Source organism: Megasphaera micronuciformis F0359, from assembly GCF_000165735.1.
Lineage (GTDB): Bacteria > Bacillota > Negativicutes > Veillonellales > Megasphaeraceae > Megasphaera > Megasphaera micronuciformis.
Window position 1 is genome coordinate 495,065 of record NZ_GL538208.1, and the last position, 21,111, is coordinate 516,175.

16 protein-coding genes and 1 other annotated feature are annotated in these 21,111 nt (G+C 44.8%); of the genes, 13 read left to right on the forward strand and 3 right to left on the reverse strand.

What is annotated here, in order from left to right; all coding sequences use genetic code 11:
* Nucleotides 1-238 precede the first annotated feature (238 nt).
* The 8 genes from smc (at nt 239) to HMPREF9429_RS06115 (ending at nt 11,633) form a co-directional block, all read left to right on the forward strand.
* Nucleotides 239-3,796, forward strand: coding sequence for a chromosome segregation protein SMC (gene smc / locus HMPREF9429_RS06080; RefSeq protein ID WP_040773998.1), 3,558 nt, complete (start codon nt 239-241; stop codon nt 3,794-3,796).
* A gap of 3 nt (nt 3,797-3,799) precedes the next feature.
* Nucleotides 3,800-4,747 (forward strand): signal recognition particle-docking protein FtsY, encoded by a 948-nt coding sequence (gene ftsY, locus HMPREF9429_RS06085; RefSeq protein ID WP_006942416.1) that lies wholly within the window; start codon nt 3,800-3,802, stop codon nt 4,745-4,747.
* 54 nt (nt 4,748-4,801) lie between these two features.
* Nucleotides 4,802-5,278, forward strand: coding sequence for a YhcH/YjgK/YiaL family protein (locus HMPREF9429_RS06090; protein ID WP_006942417.1), 477 nt, complete (start codon nt 4,802-4,804; stop codon nt 5,276-5,278).
* Nucleotide 5,279: 1 nt separating this feature from the next.
* Nucleotides 5,280-6,098, forward strand: coding sequence for a hydroxyethylthiazole kinase (gene thiM / locus HMPREF9429_RS06095; RefSeq protein ID WP_006942418.1), 819 nt, complete (start codon nt 5,280-5,282; stop codon nt 6,096-6,098).
* Nucleotides 6,091-6,594, forward strand: coding sequence for an energy coupling factor transporter S component ThiW (thiW, locus tag HMPREF9429_RS06100; RefSeq protein ID WP_006942419.1), 504 nt, complete (start codon nt 6,091-6,093; stop codon nt 6,592-6,594). Before thiM ends, thiW begins: the two co-directional genes overlap by 8 nt.
* A gap of 129 nt (nt 6,595-6,723) precedes the next feature.
* Nucleotides 6,724-7,293, forward strand: coding sequence for a TetR/AcrR family transcriptional regulator (locus tag HMPREF9429_RS06105; RefSeq protein ID WP_006942421.1), 570 nt, complete (start codon nt 6,724-6,726; stop codon nt 7,291-7,293).
* A gap of 18 nt (nt 7,294-7,311) precedes the next feature.
* Complete coding sequence (locus HMPREF9429_RS06110) at nt 7,312-8,469, forward strand: efflux RND transporter periplasmic adaptor subunit (protein ID WP_006942424.1); 1,158 nt, start codon at nt 7,312-7,314, stop codon at nt 8,467-8,469.
* An 11-nt stretch (nt 8,470-8,480) separates the two neighbouring features.
* Complete coding sequence (locus HMPREF9429_RS06115; RefSeq protein ID WP_006942426.1) at nt 8,481-11,633, forward strand: efflux RND transporter permease subunit; 3,153 nt, start codon at nt 8,481-8,483, stop codon at nt 11,631-11,633.
* A 97-nt stretch (nt 11,634-11,730) separates the two neighbouring features.
* Here the strand turns inward: HMPREF9429_RS06115 and nadE are convergent, their stop codons facing one another.
* On the reverse strand, nt 11,731-13,626 hold the full coding sequence (gene nadE, locus HMPREF9429_RS06120) for an NAD(+) synthase (RefSeq protein ID WP_006942429.1): 1,896 nt from the start codon (nt 13,624-13,626) through the stop codon (nt 11,731-11,733).
* 160 nt (nt 13,627-13,786) lie between these two features.
* Between nadE and HMPREF9429_RS06125 the strand changes: the two genes are divergently transcribed.
* Entirely contained in the window at nt 13,787-13,975 is a 189-nt protein-coding gene (locus HMPREF9429_RS06125) for a twin-arginine translocase TatA/TatE family subunit (protein ID WP_006942431.1), read from the forward strand.
* Between the two features lie 131 nt (nt 13,976-14,106).
* Nucleotides 14,107-15,012 carry a vWA domain-containing protein gene (locus HMPREF9429_RS06130; protein ID WP_006942432.1) on the forward strand — a complete coding sequence of 302 codons (906 nt, stop codon included), beginning with the start codon at nt 14,107-14,109 and terminating at the stop codon, nt 15,010-15,012.
* A gap of 56 nt (nt 15,013-15,068) precedes the next feature.
* Here the strand turns inward: HMPREF9429_RS06130 and HMPREF9429_RS06135 are convergent, their stop codons facing one another.
* Entirely contained in the window at nt 15,069-16,028 is a 960-nt protein-coding gene (locus tag HMPREF9429_RS06135) for a 3-hydroxyacyl-CoA dehydrogenase family protein (protein ID WP_006942433.1), read from the reverse strand.
* Between the two features lie 56 nt (nt 16,029-16,084).
* On the reverse strand, nt 16,085-17,359 hold the full coding sequence (locus HMPREF9429_RS06140) for a M18 family aminopeptidase (RefSeq protein ID WP_040774001.1): 1,275 nt from the start codon (nt 17,357-17,359) through the stop codon (nt 16,085-16,087).
* A gap of 148 nt (nt 17,360-17,507) precedes the next feature.
* Nucleotides 17,508-17,744 (forward strand) — a binding site (T-box leader).
* Between the two features lie 55 nt (nt 17,745-17,799).
* Between HMPREF9429_RS06140 and ilvC the strand changes: the two genes are divergently transcribed.
* The 3 genes from ilvC to ilvN are packed head-to-tail and all read left to right on the forward strand — an operon-like array spanning nt 17,800 to nt 21,043.
* Nucleotides 17,800-18,810, forward strand: a complete 1,011-nt coding sequence (gene ilvC / locus HMPREF9429_RS06145) for a ketol-acid reductoisomerase (RefSeq protein ID WP_006942439.1) — start codon at nt 17,800-17,802, stop codon at nt 18,808-18,810.
* Nucleotides 18,811-18,837: 27 nt separating this feature from the next.
* A complete protein-coding gene (gene ilvB, locus HMPREF9429_RS06150) occupies nt 18,838-20,565 on the forward strand; it encodes a biosynthetic-type acetolactate synthase large subunit (RefSeq protein ID WP_006942444.1) in 1,728 nt (575 codons plus the stop codon).
* Nucleotides 20,534-21,043 (forward strand): acetolactate synthase small subunit, encoded by a 510-nt coding sequence (gene ilvN / locus HMPREF9429_RS06155; RefSeq protein WP_006942445.1) that lies wholly within the window; start codon nt 20,534-20,536, stop codon nt 21,041-21,043. Before ilvB ends, ilvN begins: the two co-directional genes overlap by 32 nt.
* Nucleotides 21,044-21,111 lie beyond the last annotated feature (68 nt).

Genomic DNA, 21,111 nt, shown 5'->3' on the forward strand with positions numbered 1-21,111 from the left:
TAATATAATCACACGGGACGAGACAAGTCAAGAGGAAAGAACAAAGATTTACAAGCCGTTTCAAAGGATTTTTTAAAGACAGGGGAGAGGTTTTGCTATATAATATAATAGGTTATATATATGTAGCATTCAATTTTTTTAAGGGATGCAATTGACTCAAGATAAGAAATGGGCGACTTATGCGTCCACTTTTGTTACATATACAATCTTTATGAGGTAGACGGAAAGGAATTGTAACGTGCAACTGACGAAGATGGAATTGCGGGGATTCAAGTCATTCGCAGATAAAACGACATTGACCTTTGACAAGGGTATTACCGCCATTGTCGGACCTAACGGCAGCGGGAAAAGTAATATTTCCGATGCCGTCCGTTGGGTCATGGGTGAACAGAATGTGCGTCAGTTACGCGGACAGCGAGCGGAAGACATCATTTTTTCCGGTACGGATACGCGACGACCTCAGGGGGTTGCAGAAGTATCCTTGTATTTCGATAATTCCGATAAGACGTTGGACACGGAATTTAGGGAAGTCGTTGTTACTCGCCGCTATTTTCGTTCCGGTGACAGTGAATTTTATATTAATAAAAGACATTGTCGCTTAAAGGATATTCATAATCTTTTTGCCGATACGGGTATAGGACAGGACTCTATGGCCGTTATCGGGCAAAATAGAGTTGATCGTATTCTAAATAGCCGGCCTGAAGAACGGCGGATTATTTTTGAAGAAGTTGCCGGAATCAGTCGGTTTAAGGGACGTAAAGAAGAAGGGTTGAAGAAAATTTGCGAGACTAAGGCCAATTTGGAGCGCATTCACGATATGACCGTTTTGCTGGAAGAACGGTTGGAACCCTTGACGAGACAAGTGGAAAAATTACGCTCTTTCCGTCTTTTAGATGAAGAACGACGGGCCTATGAGGGAACCTTGACCTTACAAGAGTTAAAAAACTTTGAAAGACTGTTGTCTAAGGCGGAAAATATTCGTCAGCAAGCTTTTTTTGCAGATCGTAATGTAGAAAAACAGATAGAAGCAAAAGAGCGGGAACGTCAACGCGTCATGGCTTCTATTGAGGCGGAAGGTGCTCGCATGCAGGCTTTAAATGAGGCCGCCGGAGCGGCTAAAAGTGAAGCGGACAGGTTGCGAGAAAGGTTGGAACGGTATGACCTTCAAGTCGAAGATAATCGACGTATTATAGAGACTGTAAAATCGGATCTTCAAGATATAAGCATTCGTAAAGAAAAGGTATCCGCACGAATTTCGGAATTGACTTCCCGATTGGAATCCGGTCGAGCAGAAGAAAAAGCGGCAGTGCAAAGTGTAACACTTACGGAAAAATTGATGCTTGAGGCGACGACGCAGGCCGAGGCGATTCAAGAATCTTTGCGGTCAGAGGAAAAAGCGGTACAATTACGCAAAGAAAAGCAGTATGCTTTACATCGAGATGTCGAGGATTTTAAACGTCGATTAACGGAAAATATAGAACGGTCCGGAGAGTTAAAAGAAAGAATTGAACGAGTTGAGGAGCGTAAAAAAGAACTGGAACGGCATCACCTCGACTTGGAAGCCGAGATAGGGCAAGTTCGAATAAATGAAAAGTCTCTTCAAGATAAGCTTCGGACGGCAAGTGAGGAGCTTGAGTCTTTAAAAAAATCGTTAGACGAAACGGCGAAACAAGAAGGGGTCTTAAAGAGCGAGTGTGATGCACTGCGTCAGAAATTGCACCTGTTGGAGGGCTTGGAACGTGATGGCGAAGGATTGGGACGTGCTGTCAAGACAGTCCTTCAGTCCAAGGAGCCGTGGAGTTCATCTGTTTGCGGTATTGCCGGAAATCTTTGCCGAATTCCTGAAGAATATATGACGGCTATAGACACGGCTCTGGGCGGAGCGTCCAGACATATTGTCGTTACCTCGGAAAAAGCGGCAAAAGAGGCCGTGACCTTTTTAAAGCGGATTAAGGCGGGAAGGGCTACCTTTTTACCGGTTGATACGGTTCGTTCCAGACATTTAGGCAAGGATGAAGAGGCAGCCCTTGCTGAAGAAGGAATTATAGGAACGGCAAAGTCCCTTGTCTCGTATGATGCCGTCTATGAATCCGTTTTTTCTTCTTTGTTGGAAAAAACCTTGATTGCCGAGTCGGTTGACAGAGCGTCGGAAGTAGCAAGAAAATATAGAAATTGCATACGTATCGTTTGTTTAGACGGAACCGTCTTTAACGTAGGCGGCTCCCTTACCGGCGGCAGTTCTGCCCGAGCCATGTCTTCCGTAACGGGACGCAAGCAGGTTATTGAGAAAACGGCTTGCGACTTAAGAAAAAAAGAAGATGTATTGCAAAATATATCGTCGGAAGTAGCGACAGCCACGAGAATTTTTAATGAACGGAGTACGGCGGTAACCTTACTTACGAGAAAGTTTAATGAAACGACAGAGGTTTTGAGGCGCTGTGAATGGCAACTACAGAAAAGTGCAGCTGATTACGAGCAAATAAAGGATGAAATTCGTAATGAAGCGGCAGGGGAGCAACGCCTGAATGAGGTTCGTTCGGAAATACAGAACCTTCTGGTAAAGGCACAAGAGCGCTTGTCCGCTTATGAGGAAAAAGAAAACACCTCAATCATTGAAGATCTGAAACAGCAAGTGTTAAAAGCTCGGGAAAATACGGACTATATAGGCACCTCTTTGACAGAACGGCGTATAGAAGCGGCCAAGCTTACAGAACTAATTGCACATTTACAGGAAAGCAGGCAAGAACAGATTGGACGTCTGGAAGAGCTGGGGGCACAGGAAAAAGGGCTGAGCCGTAAGCTTGACGAAGTAAAAGAGCAGATTGAGTCATTAAGTCGGCAGCGGCGTGTTGATGAAACGTTACTGGTTGAAAAGGAAAAGGCCGTTATTGCCAAAGAGGCTGACAAGAATGCTTTTTATCAGGCCAGAGAAGCGAATTTCAGTAAGGGACAGGCGGCTGACGAGGAACTTAAGCTTTTACGAGAAGAAAAAGAACATTACCGGCAGCAAATAAGTCGTGCCGATATTCAAATTGAAAAATACGGTAGTGAGATTTCAAGATGTACTGAAAAATTAACCGACCAGGGATTGACACGTGAAGAAGCGGAAGCTCGTAAACAAGAAGGTTCTTTGCGAGAATTGCAAGAAACGGTCCGCTCTTTAAAAAACCGTATAGCTGAACTCGGTACGGTCAATCCCAATGCGGATGAAGAGTATAGAGAAGTGGCTGCCAAAGCTGAACTTTATGAGCAACAGAGTCGTGACCTTGCTGAATCGCAAGGAAAATTGGAAGCGATAGTAGCAGAAATCGATAAGGCCATGTCTATGCAGTTTGAGCAAGCCTTCAATGAAATCGGAGGTTACTTTCAACAAATCTTTTCACGACTTTTCGGCGGCGGTACGGCTAAGATATTGTTGAACGACACTCACAACATATTGACCAGCGGCATCGACTTTTTAATTCAACCTCCCGGAAAAAAGGCCCAGTCTTTAACCTTATTGTCCGGCGGTGAACGGGCACTTACGGTTATTGCACTGTTATTAGCTTTCCTGGCTTATCGGCCGGCTCCGTTTTGTCTGGTCGATGAAGTTGATGCGGCTCTGGATGAGGCTAATGTAGATCGAATGGCCAGGTATTTGAAAAATTACAGCGGTGATACGCAGTTTATTGTTATCACACATCGACGTAAATCCATGGAAGCGGCTAATACCCTGCAAGGCGTAACAATGGAGGAAAAAGGGGTATCGAAGTTGATCACGGTCCAAGTTGATGAATTCATAGAGAAAGGAACTTAAGGAATGGGCTTTTTTTCAAAATTAAAAGACAGTCTGGAAAAAACGAAGAAATCCTTATTTACAGGTATTGAAACGGTTGTTCTGGGGTATGCAAACATAGACGACGAAATGTACGATGACTTGGAAGCGGTTATGCTCACAGGCGACATAGGTATTGAAACGACCGATTATTTACTGGAACAGATTCGAGAGGGCGTAAAGTCAAAGGAGATTAAAGACGGAAGCGATGTTGTACCGTATTTGGAAAAGGTCGTTGTAAAATTATTGGAAGAAAACGATGAGCCGGAACAAGATATGGAAGGGACGAAGGTCATTTTTATAGTCGGTGTAAACGGTGTCGGTAAGACGACAACTATCGGTAAACTTGCAAAATACTATACGGAACACGGTAAGTCCGTCATGATTGCCGCCGGAGATACCTTCCGGGCTGCCGCCTCCGATCAGCTGACTATTTGGGCGCAACGTGTAGGAGTACCTATCATTAAGCACCGAGAAGGCGCTGATGCGGCGGCGGTGGTTTACGATGCTACGGCTTCCGCCAAAGCCCGTCATGCGGACATACTCCTCGTAGATACGGCGGGGCGGTTGCATACGAAAAATAACTTGATGGAAGAGTTGCGGAAGATGGCCCGTGTAGCTGCTAAAAATGTTGAAGGGGCTCCGCATGAAACCTTATTGGTACTGGATGCGACGACAGGGCAAAATGCCGTCAGTCAAGCTAAGTTATTCGGTGAAGTAGTTCCTCTTACAGGCGTAGTCTTGACGAAATTAGACGGAACGGCTAAGGGCGGTATCGTATTGTCTATAAAACGGATACTCGGTGTACCTGTTCGCTGGGTCGGTGTCGGTGAAGGTGCGGACGACTTACAGCCCTTTGATGCGGCTCAATTTGCCGATGCTCTGTTTGAAAGAGCCGGTGCGGAAATGGAAGAAGATAGTGAAATGGGATAAGTAAGCTCTACGTAAAACGGGACGGAAGTACATATAAAATTAGGAGGAGATACTATGTTTCTCGGCAATCTGGATCAATGGGAGAAAGATGCACAGTATGTACCCGCACATATAAGACCGTTTATCGAAATGTTGGCTCATGTGGATTTCGATACGATTGAAACGGGCAGACATGATTTGGGTAACGGCAACTATATGAATGTTGATGAGAGTATGACGGCACCGGCAGATAAATGTAAGACGGAATGTCATAGTCGGTATATAGATATTCAGGTACTCGTTGACGGAAGTGAATGTATAGGATGGCAGCCTTTGTGTCGTTTGGGCGAGGTGACAGAAGATCGTTCGGCGCAAGATGCACGTTTTTTCAGCCCGTCCCTTGAAAATGACCTTTCCGTAGTGATGGAAAGACGCAAAACTTTTGCCGTTTTTTATCCTACAGACGGGCATCGGTGTTTATGTGCTCCTGACGGTAGGGGAGCAGCCGTCCGTAAGATAATTGTCAAAGTAAAAGTACAGGAAGAGGCTTGATATGGAGACCTTATTAAAGGAAGTCGGACTGGCCCTGTGCGATATACGGCGACGGAAACCGCTGATTCACGAAATCACAAATTATGTTACGGCTACTGACTGTGCGAATATTACTTTAGCATTAGGAGCCAAGCCTATCATGGCGACAAGACCGATAGAAGCGAAAGAAGTGATTACGCGGGCCAAAGGGGCCGTATTAAACTTAGGAACCCTTGACGATGAACGGCTTAAGATTATGGAAAAGGTGGCGGCCATAGGTACCGATCACGGAGTCCCCATGGTACTCGATCCGGTCGGTGCCGGCAGTATGGAAAGCCGTGCCAATGCAGCCGGTAAATTGCTTGAAGCGGGACACATGGCCGTGATTCGTGGTAATGGTGATGAAATAACTAGCTTGGCAACGGGGAAACTTATTCAAGGCGCGGGCGTGGATAATAGCGGCAAGGTACAACTTACCGGTGAAGAAGTAAGCGAATTCAGCCGGAAACTGGGGACTGTCGTTGCTGTTACGGGCGCTGTGGATATTATCTCCGACGGAAAGCGGACCGTGTCTTGTCATAACGGCAGCCCGTTGCTACCTTTTGTTACCGGCACGGGGTGTATGACGACGGCTCTCATTGCCGCTTTTGCTTCCGTAACGGATGCTTTTACAGCGGCTGTAGGGGGCATTCTCTCTTTAGGCCTGGCGAGTGAAATGGTTGTAAACAGAGATCCTCGAACGGGACCGGGAACTTTAAGACAACGATTATGTGATTGCGTTTTTGAGTTGCATAAAGATATTTATATTTTGGACGGAAGGGTAGTGAAAGACTATGAATAATAGAAGGCCCTTGACCCGCTTGGCCGTAGCCGCTTTGTTGGTTGCGCTGGGAGTCTTATTGTCCCCTTTATCGGTACCTGTCGGAGCGGCGAAAATATTTCCCGTACAACATGCATTAAATGTTATGGCCGCCGTTATTTTGGGATGTCGTTACGGAACGGCTGCGGCTTTTTGTATTTCAACATTGCGTAATATTTTGGGCATGGGAACGGTATTGGCCTATCCGGGCAGTATGTGCGGTGCCTTTTTGTCAGCCTTTATGTATAAACGTACGGGTAGTGTGTATGCGGCGGCTATAGGGGAAGTAGTAGGTACGGGTATTATCGGAGGTCTCATTTCCTGGCCGATAGGATCTTACATACTCGGGTCTGCCGGTGCGGCTTGGTTTTTCTTCGTCGTTGCCTTTTTACCGAGTACCGTAACGGGGGCGGTCGTCGGTACCTTCGTTTGCAAGGTACTGCCGTTGGAAAGACTCAAAGAATACATATACAGATAAGCCTGTTTTAATATGGGGATTTCCGCTTCACGACTTGACTTATAAAGTATGTATGTATTAAACTGATAGATGGTACTGGGTTTTCAATACCGGTTTTATTTATAATTTTTAACTTAACGAGGAGTTTATATGGAGAAAGATATTCGTACCCATGTTTTGCGTGTCGCTCTTGAAGAATTGAATCAACGCGGCCCCGCATTTCATATGGATGATTTGGCTCGTCGTCTGCATATCAGTAAGAGAACCTTATATGAGAATTTTTCATCCAAACAGGAAATTGTTAAAAATGCCATTCTTTCAGTTATGAATGATTTATATACACACCACGTAAAGCTAATTGAGGATGAAAGTAAGACGGTGGAGGAGAAATTGCTCACCTATTTTGACGCGCGATCCGAAATGGTCGAAATTCTTTCGCTCCGCCAATATGAAGCCATCTTGAGAAAAATGCCGGAAATCGCCGCCGAATTGGCAGAGGCAAGCAAAAGAGACTGGGATTTATTATTAAACTTTTTGCAAGACGTAGAACAGTCGGATGAGTATAAAGACTTTTATGTTCTTGCTTTGTTGCATATGCTTATGGGTGCGGCCACCAATATTTTGAATCATTTGGATGAACTTGAAGACGATAAATACTATTCCTATCCGAAGTATATGGAAGAATGTATGCGCATCGTGTTATACGGTATTAAGAAGTAAGAGGAGGAGTTACCTACTATGAGGTCAAAATGCAAAGGTTTGGCAGTAAGTTTATTAGCAATTGCTGTGGCGGCGGCTATTGCCGGTTGTGGCGGTAACACAGGCGGAGAGAAGCAGCCCGTAGCCGTTAATACATATAAAATTGTAGCGGAAGACACGATTGTTCCCGCTGAATACAGCGGTGTCGTAGCGGCGACGGATAAGGTACCCGTTATGCCGAAGGTGTCCGGTCGCGTTTTGGAAAAATACGTACAGGGCGGTCAAGCCGTTGCGGAAGGCCAACCGTTGTTTCGATTGGACAGTCGTTCCTATCAGGCGGCTTTAAATGCTGCAAAGGCCGGACAGGCACAGGCGGCGGCTAATCTTGCCAACCAAGAGCTTAACTTGCGTCGTTACCAGACTTTGGCTGATGAAGACGCTATTGCCATGCAGACCGTAACGGATCAGGAAGCGGCTACGGCTCAACAAAATGCCGTATTACAGGCTCAAGAAGCACAGGTAGCGGCGGCACAGGATAATATGGATGATACTATTGTGTATGCTCCCTTCAGCGGGACGCTGAATGTTGATGATGTACCGATCGGTACCTTTGCGACAGCCGGAGGTACGGCTTTAGTCACTATTTCGTCCAATAATCCCGTATTTGTCGACTTTACAATCAGTGAAGCCGAGTACTTGGAAATGGTCAAATCCGGGGCCGGTAATCCTACATCTTGGGGCGATCATTTAAAACTGCGTCTCAGCGACGGATCCGTATATGCTTATGAGGGGCATATTGCACAAGTAAATCACGGTATGAACGGTAACTCGGGCGCTATTGTTGTAAGGGCCGTCTTCGATAATCCGGAAAATGTTCTCTTGCCGGGTATGTATGCTACAGTCGTTTCCGATGCACAGGTTAAGAGAAAAGCGATTACCGTGCCGCAGCGTGCCGTACAGCAGACTTTAGGTAAATACTTCATTTCCGTTATTGATGAAAACGGAGAAGCTAAACAAAAAGAAGTAAAAGTAGGTCCGCAGATCGGCAAATTCTGGCTGATTACGGACGGTTTACAAGATAATGATATCATTATCGTTGACGGTTATCAGAAAGCTAACGGTGCAAAATTGAATCAGCATTTGTTGACGAAGGATGATATTCTCAACCCTTCAGCCGATGACGGACAGTCCAAATAGGGGGATCAAAAGTGATATCTAAGTTTTTTATAAACAGGCCGATTTTTGCTATCGTCATCTCTCTGGTCATTTCCATTGCCGGGATCTTGTCGATTATAACCTTGCCTGTTTCCAAATATCCTAAGGTTACACCGCCGCAAGTTCGTGTATCTGCCATGTATACGGGAGCTAATGCGGAAGTTGTCGGAACGACCATTGCCAGTGTTATTGAACGGCAAATGATGGGGGTCGACGATTTAGATTATATGGAAAGTACCAGTAGTGACAACGGTATGTATTCGCTGAACGTTCAGTATAAGAGCGGCAGTAACGAAGATATGGATACGGTTAATACTCAGAACCGTGTCAGTCAAATATCGTCTACCTTACCTACGGAAGTTACGAGTACGGGCGTAACCGTACAAAAGTCGTCAAATTCCACGGCAATGGTATTTTCACTGGTATCGCCTAACGGGACTTATGACGGTACTTTTATGAAAAACTATGCAACTCAGTATTTCATGGATGCATTGAAGTCCGTAAACGGTGTCGGTACGGTTCAGGAATTCGGTGCCGATTACGCTATGCGTATTTGGCTCGATCCTTTAAAAATGAGTGTTTTACAAGTTACACCGACGGATGTCATTACGGCTATTCGTACGCAAAATTCACAGGCTGCTGTCGGTACTATCGGTGCTCAGCCGTCTCCGACGGATCAGGCTTATCAGTACACTTTGCGTGCTAACGGCCGTTTGTCTACGGCCGATGAGTTCGGAAATGTAATTATTCGAACCAATAAGGACGGCAGTGCGGTTCGCGTTAAAGATATCGCCAAAGTGGAATTGGGATCGAAGAGTTATGATGTATTCGGTTTATATAAGGGTAACCCCAGTGCGATATTTATGGTCAGCTTGTCGGCAGGAGCTAACGCTATGCAGGCTGTTTCCGGAGTCAGAAAAGCATTGGAAGAAGCTAAGAAAAACTTCCCCAGTGATATGGAATACAAGGTTATATATGACAGTACGAACTTTGTTCGTGAATCCATTAAGGAAGTTATTGAAACCTTCATTGAAGCGTTATTGCTTGTAGCTTTAATTGTATATCTTTTCTTGCAAAGCGGACGGTCGACGTTGATTCCTTTGATTGCCGTTCCCGTATCCTTGCTCGGTACTTTTGCACTCTTCCAGGTACTCGATTTTACGATTAATACGTTAACCCTTTTTGCCATGGTATTGGCAATCGGGCTTCTTGTCGATGATGCTATCGTCGTTATTGAAGCCGTTGAGTATGAAATTAAATACAATAATAAAAAGCCTAAAGAAGCGACAATTATTGCCATGGAAAACGTACAAAACCCGGTTATCGGGGTTGCCTGCGTGTTAGCGGCCGTATTTGTTCCCGTATCTTTCTTAAGCGGCATGAGCGGCATCCTGTATCGGCAGTTTGCCTTGACTATTGCTATCTCCGTCGCCATATCAGCCTTCGTCGCACTGACTTTAACGCCGGCACTTTGTGCCACAATGCTTAAGGTTCACAAACCTACAGAATCGGCAAAGGGGATTGAGGTATTCTTTGAGAAATTCAATGAATATTTTGATAAATTTATTAACTGGTACGGCAAGAGGCTGGCTCACTTGCAACTTCATTTAAAGTGGGTAGTGGCTTTTCTTGTCATTATCAGTGCTGTAACAGGTCTTTTGTTTACGCGTATCCCTACCGGCTTTGTTCCGTCGGAGGATAACGGGTTTGCCATGGTCGATATTACACTTCCCGAAGGTACATCTCAGACGGAAACAGAAAAGGTAGCTCGTAAGGTAGGCACGTGGGTGCAACAGCAACCGGGTGTTAAGGACGCCATGGAAATTGTAGGCTTCGGCATGTTGGCAGGCGGCCAAAAGTCGAATGCGGCCGTCGTCTTTGTCACTATGGATGATTGGAGTGAGCGAAAGACCAAGGATTTATCTATCGATACATTGGTAGGCAAGGCTATGGGATTCGGCAATGCCATTCCCCAAGCTACTGTTATAGCCATTAATCCGCCGCCTATTGACGGCATGGGCACAAGTTCGGGTTTTACCATTGAAATTGAAGACCGTGGCGGTCACACTACGGCCGAATTGGCGGATGTAGCGAAAAAGTTTATCGCTGCGGCAAGCAAACACCCGGAGATCGGTTCGATTCGCACTTCATTCTCCAATGATACGCCTACGTATCAGTTAGATATTGACAGAGAACAGGTCGCTCGACAAAAAGTGGCTTTAACGGATTTGTATGCCGTCTTACAGGCGTATTACGGGTCGTACCAGGTTAATGACTTTACAACCTTTGGACGTAACTTTAAGGTCGTACTTCAAGCAGCACCCGAATTTAGAGAAAAGATTCAAGATAATCGACATATTTACGTACGGAACTCGGACGGTCAGTTGATTTCTGTAGATAACTTTGTTCGTCCCAAAATGACGGGTACGGCACCGATGATTACCAGATTTAATGACTATCCGGCTATTAAGATTACCGGTTCGCCGGCACAGGGAGCAAGCTCGGGTGATGCCTTAAAAGCCCTTCAGGAAACGGCAAATACGACGCTCCCTGAAGGCTATACGTATGAATGGTCGGGTATGAGTCGTGAAGAAGTAGCTGCAGGCAGCAAGACTCTGTATATCTTCGCGTTGGCATTACTCTTCGTATTTCTGGTTTTGGCGGCTTTATATGAAAGTTGGAAGGTTCCGTTTGCCGTGCTTTTCAGTGTGCCTACGGGGTTGTTCGGAGCTTCTTTATTTGTATACTTACTGAATCAGACGAACAATATTTATTTCCAAATCGGTATTTTGGCAGTTATCGGTTTGGCGGCTAAGAATGCTATCCTCATTATTGAATACGCGAAGGTGCGTGTTGATGAAAGAGGGATGGATGTAGTTTCAGCAGCTATTGAAGCGGCCAAGATTCGACTTCGTCCTATCGTTATGACGTCTCTAGCCTTTGTCATGGGTTGTATACCTTTGGCTATTGCCAGCGGGGCCGGAGCGGCATCTCGTGTTACCATGGGGATTACGGTCGTTTTCGGGACATCCGTTGCGACAATCTTAGGTGTGTTTATCATACCTATGCTCTTCATTATTATTGAAAGTATAGGTGGCGATAAAAAGATACGTGAAGAAGGTCAGATTACTCGTTTACACGAATAAAAGGCCTAAAAAACAGGTAGTTCCAAAGGAAGTACCTGTTTTTTGCTTGAAGAGAAGACCGGCCCTTTATAATAAAGGGCCGGTCTTCATCTTTTAGTTATTGAAGTAGCTTCTTTTTTAAGCGTTCATACTCTTGCGTGTAGTACGGTCGTATTTGTGATTCTCTAAGGTCATTGCCGAAAGCTCTTCGGCTGATTGCCAACATGGGCGGTGACTGAATTCTCTTGGCGACAGCAAAGCCGGAAAAAAGGTTCCACCAGCGTTCCAAGTCGGCAATGAATTCGGACGGACCCGGAAAGATGTCGGTAATACATAAGGGAGTATGCAGGTTTTCTTCCAGAGTCCCTTCGTCATACCAACGCAAAATCGTTTCGGGTGTGGCTCTTTGCCAACGTTCGACAAAGGCGGAGAAGAGATAGTCATGATAGGGATAGATAAGCGGATCACCCTGGCCTTTTGTAATATCCTGAGCGGCCGATAATTCGGCGCTGGGAATAATGTCGATACTGCCTTGGGGTACTACTTCACGGCCAAAGACTTCAGTATTAAGATAGTGTGCCAAGTCGTATACCTGGTGTTTCCATAAATCGGCTGTAGCGGCTAAAAAGCCGGCTCCGTCTCCGTATAAGGTGGCATAACCGACAGTCATTTCAGCCTTATTGGCGTTACAGGTAAATGCTCCGCCAAAGGCAGCGGCGGCGGCTGCTAAAATACGCGAAGACCGATCACGAGCCTGAACGTTTTCTTCCATAAAAGGCGTAAGTGTAAGAGATGACAATACCTCGCCGTTACGTGTAAGATTCATTTGTAAAAATTGCTTTCTCGTAAGTTCCAGACTATCCTGGACAGGAATGACCGCATAAGTACAGCCGATATTTTTAGCCGATTCTTCAGCAAGACTTTTTGTCATTTGCGAATTATATGTACTCGGCATATTGACGAGCAGCATGTCTTCAGGTTTAAAGACTGTTGCGTAAAGAGCGGCATTTACCGCTGAATCGATACCGCCGGACACGCCGATGACGACCTTGCGGATACCGGCTTGTTCCGTGAATTTTTGAATCCCGTAATGCAGGGCTTCATAGATAGAAGCTGTTTCAGAACGTTGCGAAGATATGGATTTCATGCCTGTAAAGGAGCGAGTATCGGGATCGAAGGTCAAGACGACCAATTCATTTGTATAGGGGAAGCCTTCATAAAAAAGAGAACCGTCATTATTATAGGCCCCGGCCGATCCGTCGAAAGTATAAATGTTTTTTCCGTTATTTTGGACACCTGTACAGTTTACATAAACTGCCGGCTTTTTGAAGCGGTTTAACGAATGACCGAAGAGGCGATGACGCCGTTCCGGTTTTCCTAAGGTAAAGGGAGAATTGGAGATATTTACATACAAATCTATATCATATGAATCGTTCAGATAAGACATGGGCTTTACAGCATAGTTTTCATCCCAACTGTCTTCACAGATTAAGGGACCTATAATTAACTCATCGCCGTTTTTAAAAGTCAGATGAAGCGGTGACAGAAAATCTTCCGGAAAAGCGTGGCGTTCCGTAGCCACCTCGGTAAGAGAGGTAAAATAGCGAAGATCATCGAACTCTCTGTAGTCGGGTAGGAGGGTTTTTATATAAAAGGGATAAGGAGAACGCCCGGGGGCAATGAATTTACCGTTTTGCGCAATAAACATGGCATTATATTTTCGTATACGGCCGTCAGGATTGATTTTTCCCTTTTCCAATGCGACATTGCCGAATATGACGGTAATATTCTCCGATAAGGCTCGGATTTCTTCGCCCAGACTGATACATTCATTCATATAATCGGTCTGATCCCAGTTATCGCCGATGAAATATCCCGGTATACATAATTCGGGAAAAATGACAAGATCACAATTTTTAGTGACTGCTTCTTGAATATATTCTTTCATGCGTGTTACATTTCCCCTTGCATTTCCGGGCTCTACCAATAGTTGTGCCAAGCCGATTTTTAACATAATCTGCCTCCTTCGACATATCTTGTTATAATACTACCATAATGGAAGCGGTAAAGACAGATAAGGCGCATAATAATCTTTTTTTTTGTGACCGCGTTTCATGGTATAATAAAGCAGTTTAAAAGTTTTATTAACATTAGCGGAAGGATTGTGACAACACATGCATTTAGGCGTACAGGAATTGGTAGTTATATTAATCATTGTTATCGTGCTTTTCGGAGGTAGTCGTCTTGCAGGCATCGGTAAAGCTTTAGGAACAAGCATGCGTGAATTTAAAGAAGAAGTAAATCGCAGTGAAAGTGATGAGGAGAAAAAGGATATTTCGAAGGACGAAAAATCGGAGAAATAAACTTGTATAAAAGATTGTAATGAAAAGAAAACTAAATTACTTTCTATAGTTTTAGAAAACTATAGAAAGTAATTTAGTTTTCTGATATAATAATCCGTGTAATCGAGTTTATCGATGAAAGGAGATTCAGTATGAAATTAAAAACTGCATTTGCAACCATGGTTGCAACCATGTATATGGCGTCCTTCGGCGTCGTAGGAGCGACCGGAACGCTTTCAGATACGGTTCTTTCACAGTACGGGGCAAGCGGCATTGCCGGGAATTCATTGAAGGGAAGCGGGTCTGATTGGGTGTCTCAACTTCTTAATATGGTTAAGGGCGGTGCCTCGGCAAAGGATATCGGCAGTACTTCCGCTACGGATAACAAGACTTCTTCGTCGTCCGATAATAAGGGTGCGACGGATAAAAAAGAACGGCCCAATCATTTGGAACTGGTTATGGTCATCGATCAGAGCGGCTCTATGAGCGGATTGGAAGACGATACTATCGGCGGCTTCAATTCCATGATTTCCAAGCAGAAAAAAGATGATGTGGATGCTAATGTAACCGCTGTTGTTTTCAGCGATAATGCGAAAACTATTTATGATCGTGAACGCTTGGGAAATGTCCGGGAAATGACTGATAAGGAATATACTCCCGGCGGTATGACAGCCCTGATGGATGCTATCGGTACGACTATTACGAAGGTAGAAAAGTATGACGGCATTAACGAAAAGAATAATAAGGTTCTTTTCGTTATTATTACGGACGGTCAGGAAAACGATAGTAAGGAATATACGAAGGATACCATTAAGCGTATGATTTCGGATAAACAGGAAAAAGACGGTTGGGAATTCGTTTTCTTGGGTGCTAACATTGATGCCGCATCGGAAGCTAAGAGTATCGGCGTGAAAGCGGAAAATGCAGCAAAATATAAGAATACGGATGCAGGTGTAAGAGCTAATTATGCGGCTGTGGCTGATTTGGCAAAAGACATTGTGTCGGATAACCGTATTCGGAGTAATTGGAAAAACAATTTAGTTGAAGACAATCAATAATGACATGAAAAAGCACTTATCCTCGGATAAGTGCTTTTTGTTGTGCTTGCTAAAGATTAAAATTTTTTCCCGTGATTATCTTTTTGCAGCCATTCGATAAGAATTTCTTCACGGCGCTCTTTTATGGCGTTTAATTCGTCAGGGTGCCATTGATAAAGACCTGTACCTGTTTTAGCACCGAGTTTTCCCTCGTCTACACATTTTTTCATAACTGAGGAGCCCGCTTTATCATCGGCTAAATCGGCGTTTAAATAAGCGGATATATTGTAAAAAATGTCCAGTCCGCCCAAATCTGCCGTTTCCAAGGGACCGGTGACGGAAAGGCGGCGTCCGATGCTGTATTTACAAATTGTATCGACCGCTTCGGCTGTAGCAATTCCTTCCTGTACGCAATGAAGGGCTTCTCGTAAGAGTGCGAACTGTAGGCGGTTGCCGACAAAACCGGGTGCTTCTTTTAAAAGAGCGACCGGTTTTTTGCCAATCTTTTCCATTAATGTCCACGTAATATCAACGACTTCTTGTACCGTTTTTTCGCCGGGGACGACCTCAACCAAGGGAATTAAGTGTGGCGGATTCCAAAAGTGAGCTACTACGAAACGTTCGGGATGTTTTAAAACGGAGGCGATTTGCGTAGGACTGAGTCCTGATGAATCGGTGGCAAAGATGACATCTTTGTCTACATATTTTTCCATTTCTTGGTAGACCTGTTGCTTTACCGTTAATTCTTCAGCTACGGATTCAATGACGAAATCCGCATTTCGGGCTGCTGCTTTCAGGGTAGTTACGCCGTGAATACGATTTACGACTCCTTCTGAGTCCTCAGCGGTCAGTAGCTTGTTTTTCATCATAATATCCAAGGTAAAGCGAATATTTTTCATCGCACGGTCAATACTGGCATTTCTACGGCCGAACATGTTTACTTCATAACCGGCATTGGCAAAGGCTATAGCCGTACCGAACCCCATAGTACCGCAACCTAAGTTACAAATTGTTTTTATATCTTTTATAGGTTTCATATACTCTCCTTTGGCGGCAGTAAAGTAATAGGTGCCGCTGCATCAATAAATGATGATTAAGAAAAATAAGCTTGCAATAGCGAAATTAAATGTGACTGGTCGGCCGCTCCTGCCGTTTCGAAGGTAGAGTGCATGGAAAGTAACGGGATTCCTATATCCAGTGCGCGGACGGGTAAATTGGCCGATAAAAGGGAGCCCAAGGTTGTACCGCCACGTTGGTCGGCACGATTGACAAAGGTCTGGACAGGAATTTTCGCTTCTTCAGCCAAGGCGGTTATAACGGCGACAGCTTCCGCATCACCCGCATAGGATTGGTCGGAAGCTCGTTTAATGACGACGCCGCCGTTTAAAACGGGATAGTTTGTTATGTCGTTTTTTTCTTCGTAATTGGGATGGTAGGCATGCGCTACGTCGACGGACAGAAGAAAGGCGGAAGCACATTGACGGGTATACGTGTCTTCACTATAGCCCAAGTCGACATAAATTCTCCTCAGTAAGTCGGGAATGATAAATGATGCGGCCCCTTGCTTGGTTCTACTTCCCACCTCTTCGTTATCAAAGAGGCAAATCATAGAAAGACCTTGAGGATGAGACGTTTCCAGGGCTTTTACGCAAGCATCGACGGAGGTCAGATTATCTAAACGGGAAGAGCCTATAAATTCATTATTTAGGCCCATATAAGTAGGTTGTATGAGAGGATATAAGTTAAGATCGTAAGCTAATATTTCGTCTTTTTCAATATGGCAGATATTACCTAAAGCAGAAAGGAAAAAGTCGTCTGTCGTGTCTTTATCTAAAAGTGTCAGAAGGGGTAACATATTCGTTTGGATGTTGAAGGATGCACTTTCGTTGACAGTCCGGTTCATATGAATAGCCGGTTCGGGGATGACCGCTACGGCTTTTTCAAAATTAATGAGATGACTTTGGGGAGCAAATACCGTATGTCCTTTAGTAATGACCTTGCCGGCAACGGATAAAGGGCGGTCCAACCATGCGTGTCTGATTAGGCCACCGTAAGCTTCTATATTTAACAATCCGTAAGGGGGCTTTCTTACATCAGGATTCGGTTTGATTTTTAGGCACGGAAAGTCGGTATGTGCCGCTGCCAGACGTAAACTGTTCAACGGATCGGTGCCGACAGTAAAGGCAATTAAGGTCGAATCATAATAAGAAATAAAATATTTTTTACGGCATTCAAGGTTCCATTTTTCAGTCGGATTCAGTTCAATAAAGCCGGATTTTGTTAAGCGTTCCTTGCAGATATTGACGACATGAAAGGGTGAGACCCCTTGCTCGATAAGGTTAAAGAGAGAGTGCGTTTGTTGAGTCATAATTCGCTCCTTTCGCATAAAAACTAACTATATCAAGTATTATAGCACGACGAAAAGGGGCATAAAACCGATACGGACAGGTAAAAAATAATTACTTGACAGGCAAAATTACTTTTATGTATAATACGTTCATACCTCATGTAAATACATAAATCTGATGACGGGAACGAGTAGTTTCTTCTCCGTGTCTACAGAGAGTCGACGGTCGGTGTGAGTCGATGACAACGAAGAAATGAAAATCCTCCCTGAAGAGCGATGCCGAATTTACTAAGTATCGACGTTATTTCTACGTTACAGGAAACGCGTATGTTAGTACGTTGTAGAGTGCCCGTCTTGTAAGAAGTCGGGAATCAGGGTGGTAACGCGGATACAGTCCGTCCCTTTAGGGGACGGACTATTTTTTTATCCTTATTATTTTAATTCAACAGGGGGAAGCTCAAATGGCAAAGGTATTTTACGACAAAGATGTGGATTGCAACTTACTCAAAGAAAAGAAGGTAGCTGTCATAGGCTACGGAAGTCAGGGTCATGCGCATGCACTGAATTTGAAAGAATCGGGCGTGGATGTAGTAGTAGGCTTATATGAAGGCAGTAAATCCGTTGATGCGGCACGTCAGGCCGGACTTACGGTTAAAACCGTTTCCGAAGCTGTTGCGGAAGCAGATGTAACGATGGTTCTTATTCCCGATGAAAAACAGGCGGCTGTATATAAGAGCGAAATTGAACCTAATTTGAGGGACGGCAGCGCCCTTGCTTTTGCACACGGATTTAATGTGCACTTCAATCAAATAGTGGCTCCTGAAGGCGTCGACGTTTTCCTTGTAGCTCCGAAAGGACCGGGTCATCTGGTTCGCCGTACGTATGTTGAAGGTGGCGGTGTTCCCGACGTATTTGCCGTAGGCCAGGATGCTACGGGACATTGTTTTGACTTGGCCTTAGCCTATGCCTGGGGAATCGGCGGTACACGTGCGGGCGTTATAGAAACGACGTTTAGAGAAGAAACGGAAACGGACCTGTTCGGTGAGCAGGCCGTCTTGTGCGGCGGTATTTGTCAGTTGATTACTAACGGCTTTGAAACGCTTGTAGAAGCAGGCTATCAACCGGAAATCGCTTATTTTGAATGCTTTCACGAAATGAAGCTGATTGTTGATTTAATGTATGAAGGCGGTATGGCGAAAATGCGTAAATCTATCAGCGATACGGCTGAATACGGTGACTATATGTCGGGTAAACGCGTAGTTACTGACGAATCCAAGAAGGCTATGAAGGCGGTTTTGAACGATATTCAGGACGGCACGTTTGCAAAGAGTTGGTTACTTGAAAATAACGGCGGCGGCAGAGCTCAATTTTTGGCTATGCGTCGATTGCATGGTGAACACGAATTGGAAAAAGTCGGTGCTAACTTAAGAGCTATGATGCCCTGGTTGCAAACAGATAAAAAAGACTCATAAATCCCGATAAAGGAGGGGATTCGGTAAATGTTGATGAACGGTGCGAAAGCGGTCATCGAGTCGCTGAAAAAAGAAGGTGTTGAAGTTATCTTCGGCTATCCCGGCGGAACGGTGCTCACGTTATATAACGAAGTATATAAAGATAAATTTCCGAATGTTCTGACGGGTCATGAACAGGGGGCCGTGCACGGTGCGGATGGCTATGCGAGAGCTACCGGTAAGGTCGGAGTTTGTTTTGCCACGTCAGGACCCGGTGTTTGTAATATGGTAACAGGCATTGCTACGGCTTATATGGATTCGGTACCCCTGGTTGTAATCAGCGGCCAGGTGGCAACTCATTTGATTGGTCGCGACTCTTTTCAGGAGGCGGATATATCGGGGATTACCACGCCCATTACGAAACATAACTATTTGGTAAAGAACGTACACGAATTACCGCGTGTTTTAAAAGAAGCCTTTTTTATTGCTCGTAGCGGTAGACCCGGTCCCGTTCTCGTTGATGTGGCTAAGGATGTATTTGATGCCGAATTCGATTATGAATATCCTGAGACCGTTCAATTACGAGGGTATACGGGCCACTATGAAGGCAATGAAACGGATATTGATGAAGCCGTACAAGCACTGTGTGAGTCCCGACGTCCTGTCTTACTTACAGGCGGAGGTATTGTTTCATCCGATACGGCACAGATTTTGCAAGAGGTAGTTGAGAAATTGCAAATTCCTGTTGTAACGACCTTAATGGGGAAAGGGGCTATACCGGATACGTATGACTACCATTTAGGAATGGCGGGAATGCACGGCACGGGGGCAGCCAACCGAGCTATTGTAGGGTGTGATTTGCTTTTGGCTATAGGGGCTCGATTTGATGACCGTGTAACCGGTAATGCTAATACCTTCGCTGCAAGAGCTAAAATCATACACTTTGATATTGATCGCGTGGAAATCAATAAAATTGTCCATTCTCATGTGAGTGTTAACGGCGATTTGCGTTGGTCTTTACCACTTTTAGCCCAAAAAATTCAATCAACTGGGGATCGATTGGCAGAACAATATACTGCATGGCGACAAGAAGTAAAGGAAACGAATCGGGCCTATCCTTGTTATTCCAGAGACATAAAGAATTATGTTTCTCCGCGTAAATTGATGCAGGAAGTGCGTAAGCGTGCAGGAGATTCGGCTATTATTGCTACCGATGTAGGACAGCACCAAATGTGGGCGGCACAGTTTTATGATGTTACACAGTCCAGACATTTTCTGACTTCAGGAGGGTTAGGTACTATGGGGTACGGCTTGCCTGCCGCTATGGGAGCACAGTTAGGTTGCCCTGCAAATCAAGTAGTCCTCTTTTCCGGAGACGGAAGTATTCGCATGAATTGCCAAGAATTGGAAACGTTGGCTAATTATCATATTCCTGTAAAGATTGTTGTTTTGCGTAACGGCGTCTTGGGTATGGTCAATCAGTGGCAACGAATGTTTTATGAAAAGCATTACGCCGCATCCGTCTTGGGAAATCATGCCGATATGCCGGCAGTGGCTACAGCTATGGGTGTTAAGGCTTTTGCCGTACATGATCCGGGCGATTTGGAAGAAGTGTTGGATGCTTTCTTTGCCGTCGACGGTCCGGCTTTTATAGAAGTGGATATTCCGCCTGATGAAAATGTATACCCCATGGTTCCGGGCGGGAAAAAATTGGATGAAATGATCATTGGAGGTGATGACGACCATGAGACAACATCTGGCACTGCTGGTAGATAATAAGCCCGGCGTATTGACCCATGTAGCGGGCCTTTTGAGTCGTCGCGCCATTAATATAGAATATATTAACGCGGGCTATACAGAAGATGCGGACGTAACGCGAATTAATATAGTTGTAACCGTAGAGGATCGTTGGGAATTGGATCAGGCCGTCTTTCAATTGGCCAAGCTTATTGATGTTATTAAGGTGGTTACGCTTGATGATAATCCCTTTGTAAGCTATGAATTGGCTATGATTAAGGTTCTCTATAAAACGGCTAAAGAACGGATGGATTTGAGTAATTTAGCTGAGCTCTTTCACGCCAAGATTGTCGATGTAGGAAAGAATAGCCTTATGTTGCGTTTAACGGGAACGGAAGAACACGTAGAAGCGCTGTTACAAATGTTGGATGAGTACACGATATTAGAAATTGCCAGAACGGGACAAATCAGTTTGAGTCGTGGTGAAACGGCAGTTAAAGGTGTACAGATTTTATAAAAGTGTAAGGGCATGTGTCACATTGGACACATGCCCTTTACGTTCTTGTAAGCACGGTTTATGATGTA

Bases quoted from the DNA above. Each gene is read 5' to 3' on its own strand.
- ilvC (WP_006942439.1), top strand. From the start codon at position 17,800: ATGGCAAAGGTATTTTACGACAAAGATGTGGATTGCAACTTACTCAAA.
- HMPREF9429_RS06130 (WP_006942432.1), top strand. From the start codon at position 14,107: ATGAAATTAAAAACTGCATTTGCAACCATGGTTGCAACCATGTATATG.
- ilvN (WP_006942445.1), top strand. From the start codon at position 20,534: ATGAGACAACATCTGGCACTGCTGGTAGATAATAAGCCCGGCGTATTG.
- ftsY (WP_006942416.1), top strand. From the start codon at position 3,800: ATGGGCTTTTTTTCAAAATTAAAAGACAGTCTGGAAAAAACGAAGAAA.
- HMPREF9429_RS06125 (WP_006942431.1), top strand. From the start codon at position 13,787: ATGCATTTAGGCGTACAGGAATTGGTAGTTATATTAATCATTGTTATC.
- thiW (WP_006942419.1), top strand. From the start codon at position 6,091: ATGAATAATAGAAGGCCCTTGACCCGCTTGGCCGTAGCCGCTTTGTTG.
- nadE (WP_006942429.1), bottom strand. From the start codon at position 13,626: ATGTTAAAAATCGGCTTGGCACAACTATTGGTAGAGCCCGGAAATGCA.
- HMPREF9429_RS06090 (WP_006942417.1), top strand. From the start codon at position 4,802: ATGTTTCTCGGCAATCTGGATCAATGGGAGAAAGATGCACAGTATGTA.
- ilvB (WP_006942444.1), top strand. From the start codon at position 18,838: ATGTTGATGAACGGTGCGAAAGCGGTCATCGAGTCGCTGAAAAAAGAA.
- HMPREF9429_RS06135 (WP_006942433.1), bottom strand. From the start codon at position 16,028: ATGAAACCTATAAAAGATATAAAAACAATTTGTAACTTAGGTTGCGGT.
- thiM (WP_006942418.1), top strand. From the start codon at position 5,280: ATGGAGACCTTATTAAAGGAAGTCGGACTGGCCCTGTGCGATATACGG.
- HMPREF9429_RS06105 (WP_006942421.1), top strand. From the start codon at position 6,724: ATGGAGAAAGATATTCGTACCCATGTTTTGCGTGTCGCTCTTGAAGAA.
- HMPREF9429_RS06140 (WP_040774001.1), bottom strand. From the start codon at position 17,359: ATGACTCAACAAACGCACTCTCTCTTTAACCTTATCGAGCAAGGGGTC.
- HMPREF9429_RS06110 (WP_006942424.1), top strand. From the start codon at position 7,312: ATGAGGTCAAAATGCAAAGGTTTGGCAGTAAGTTTATTAGCAATTGCT.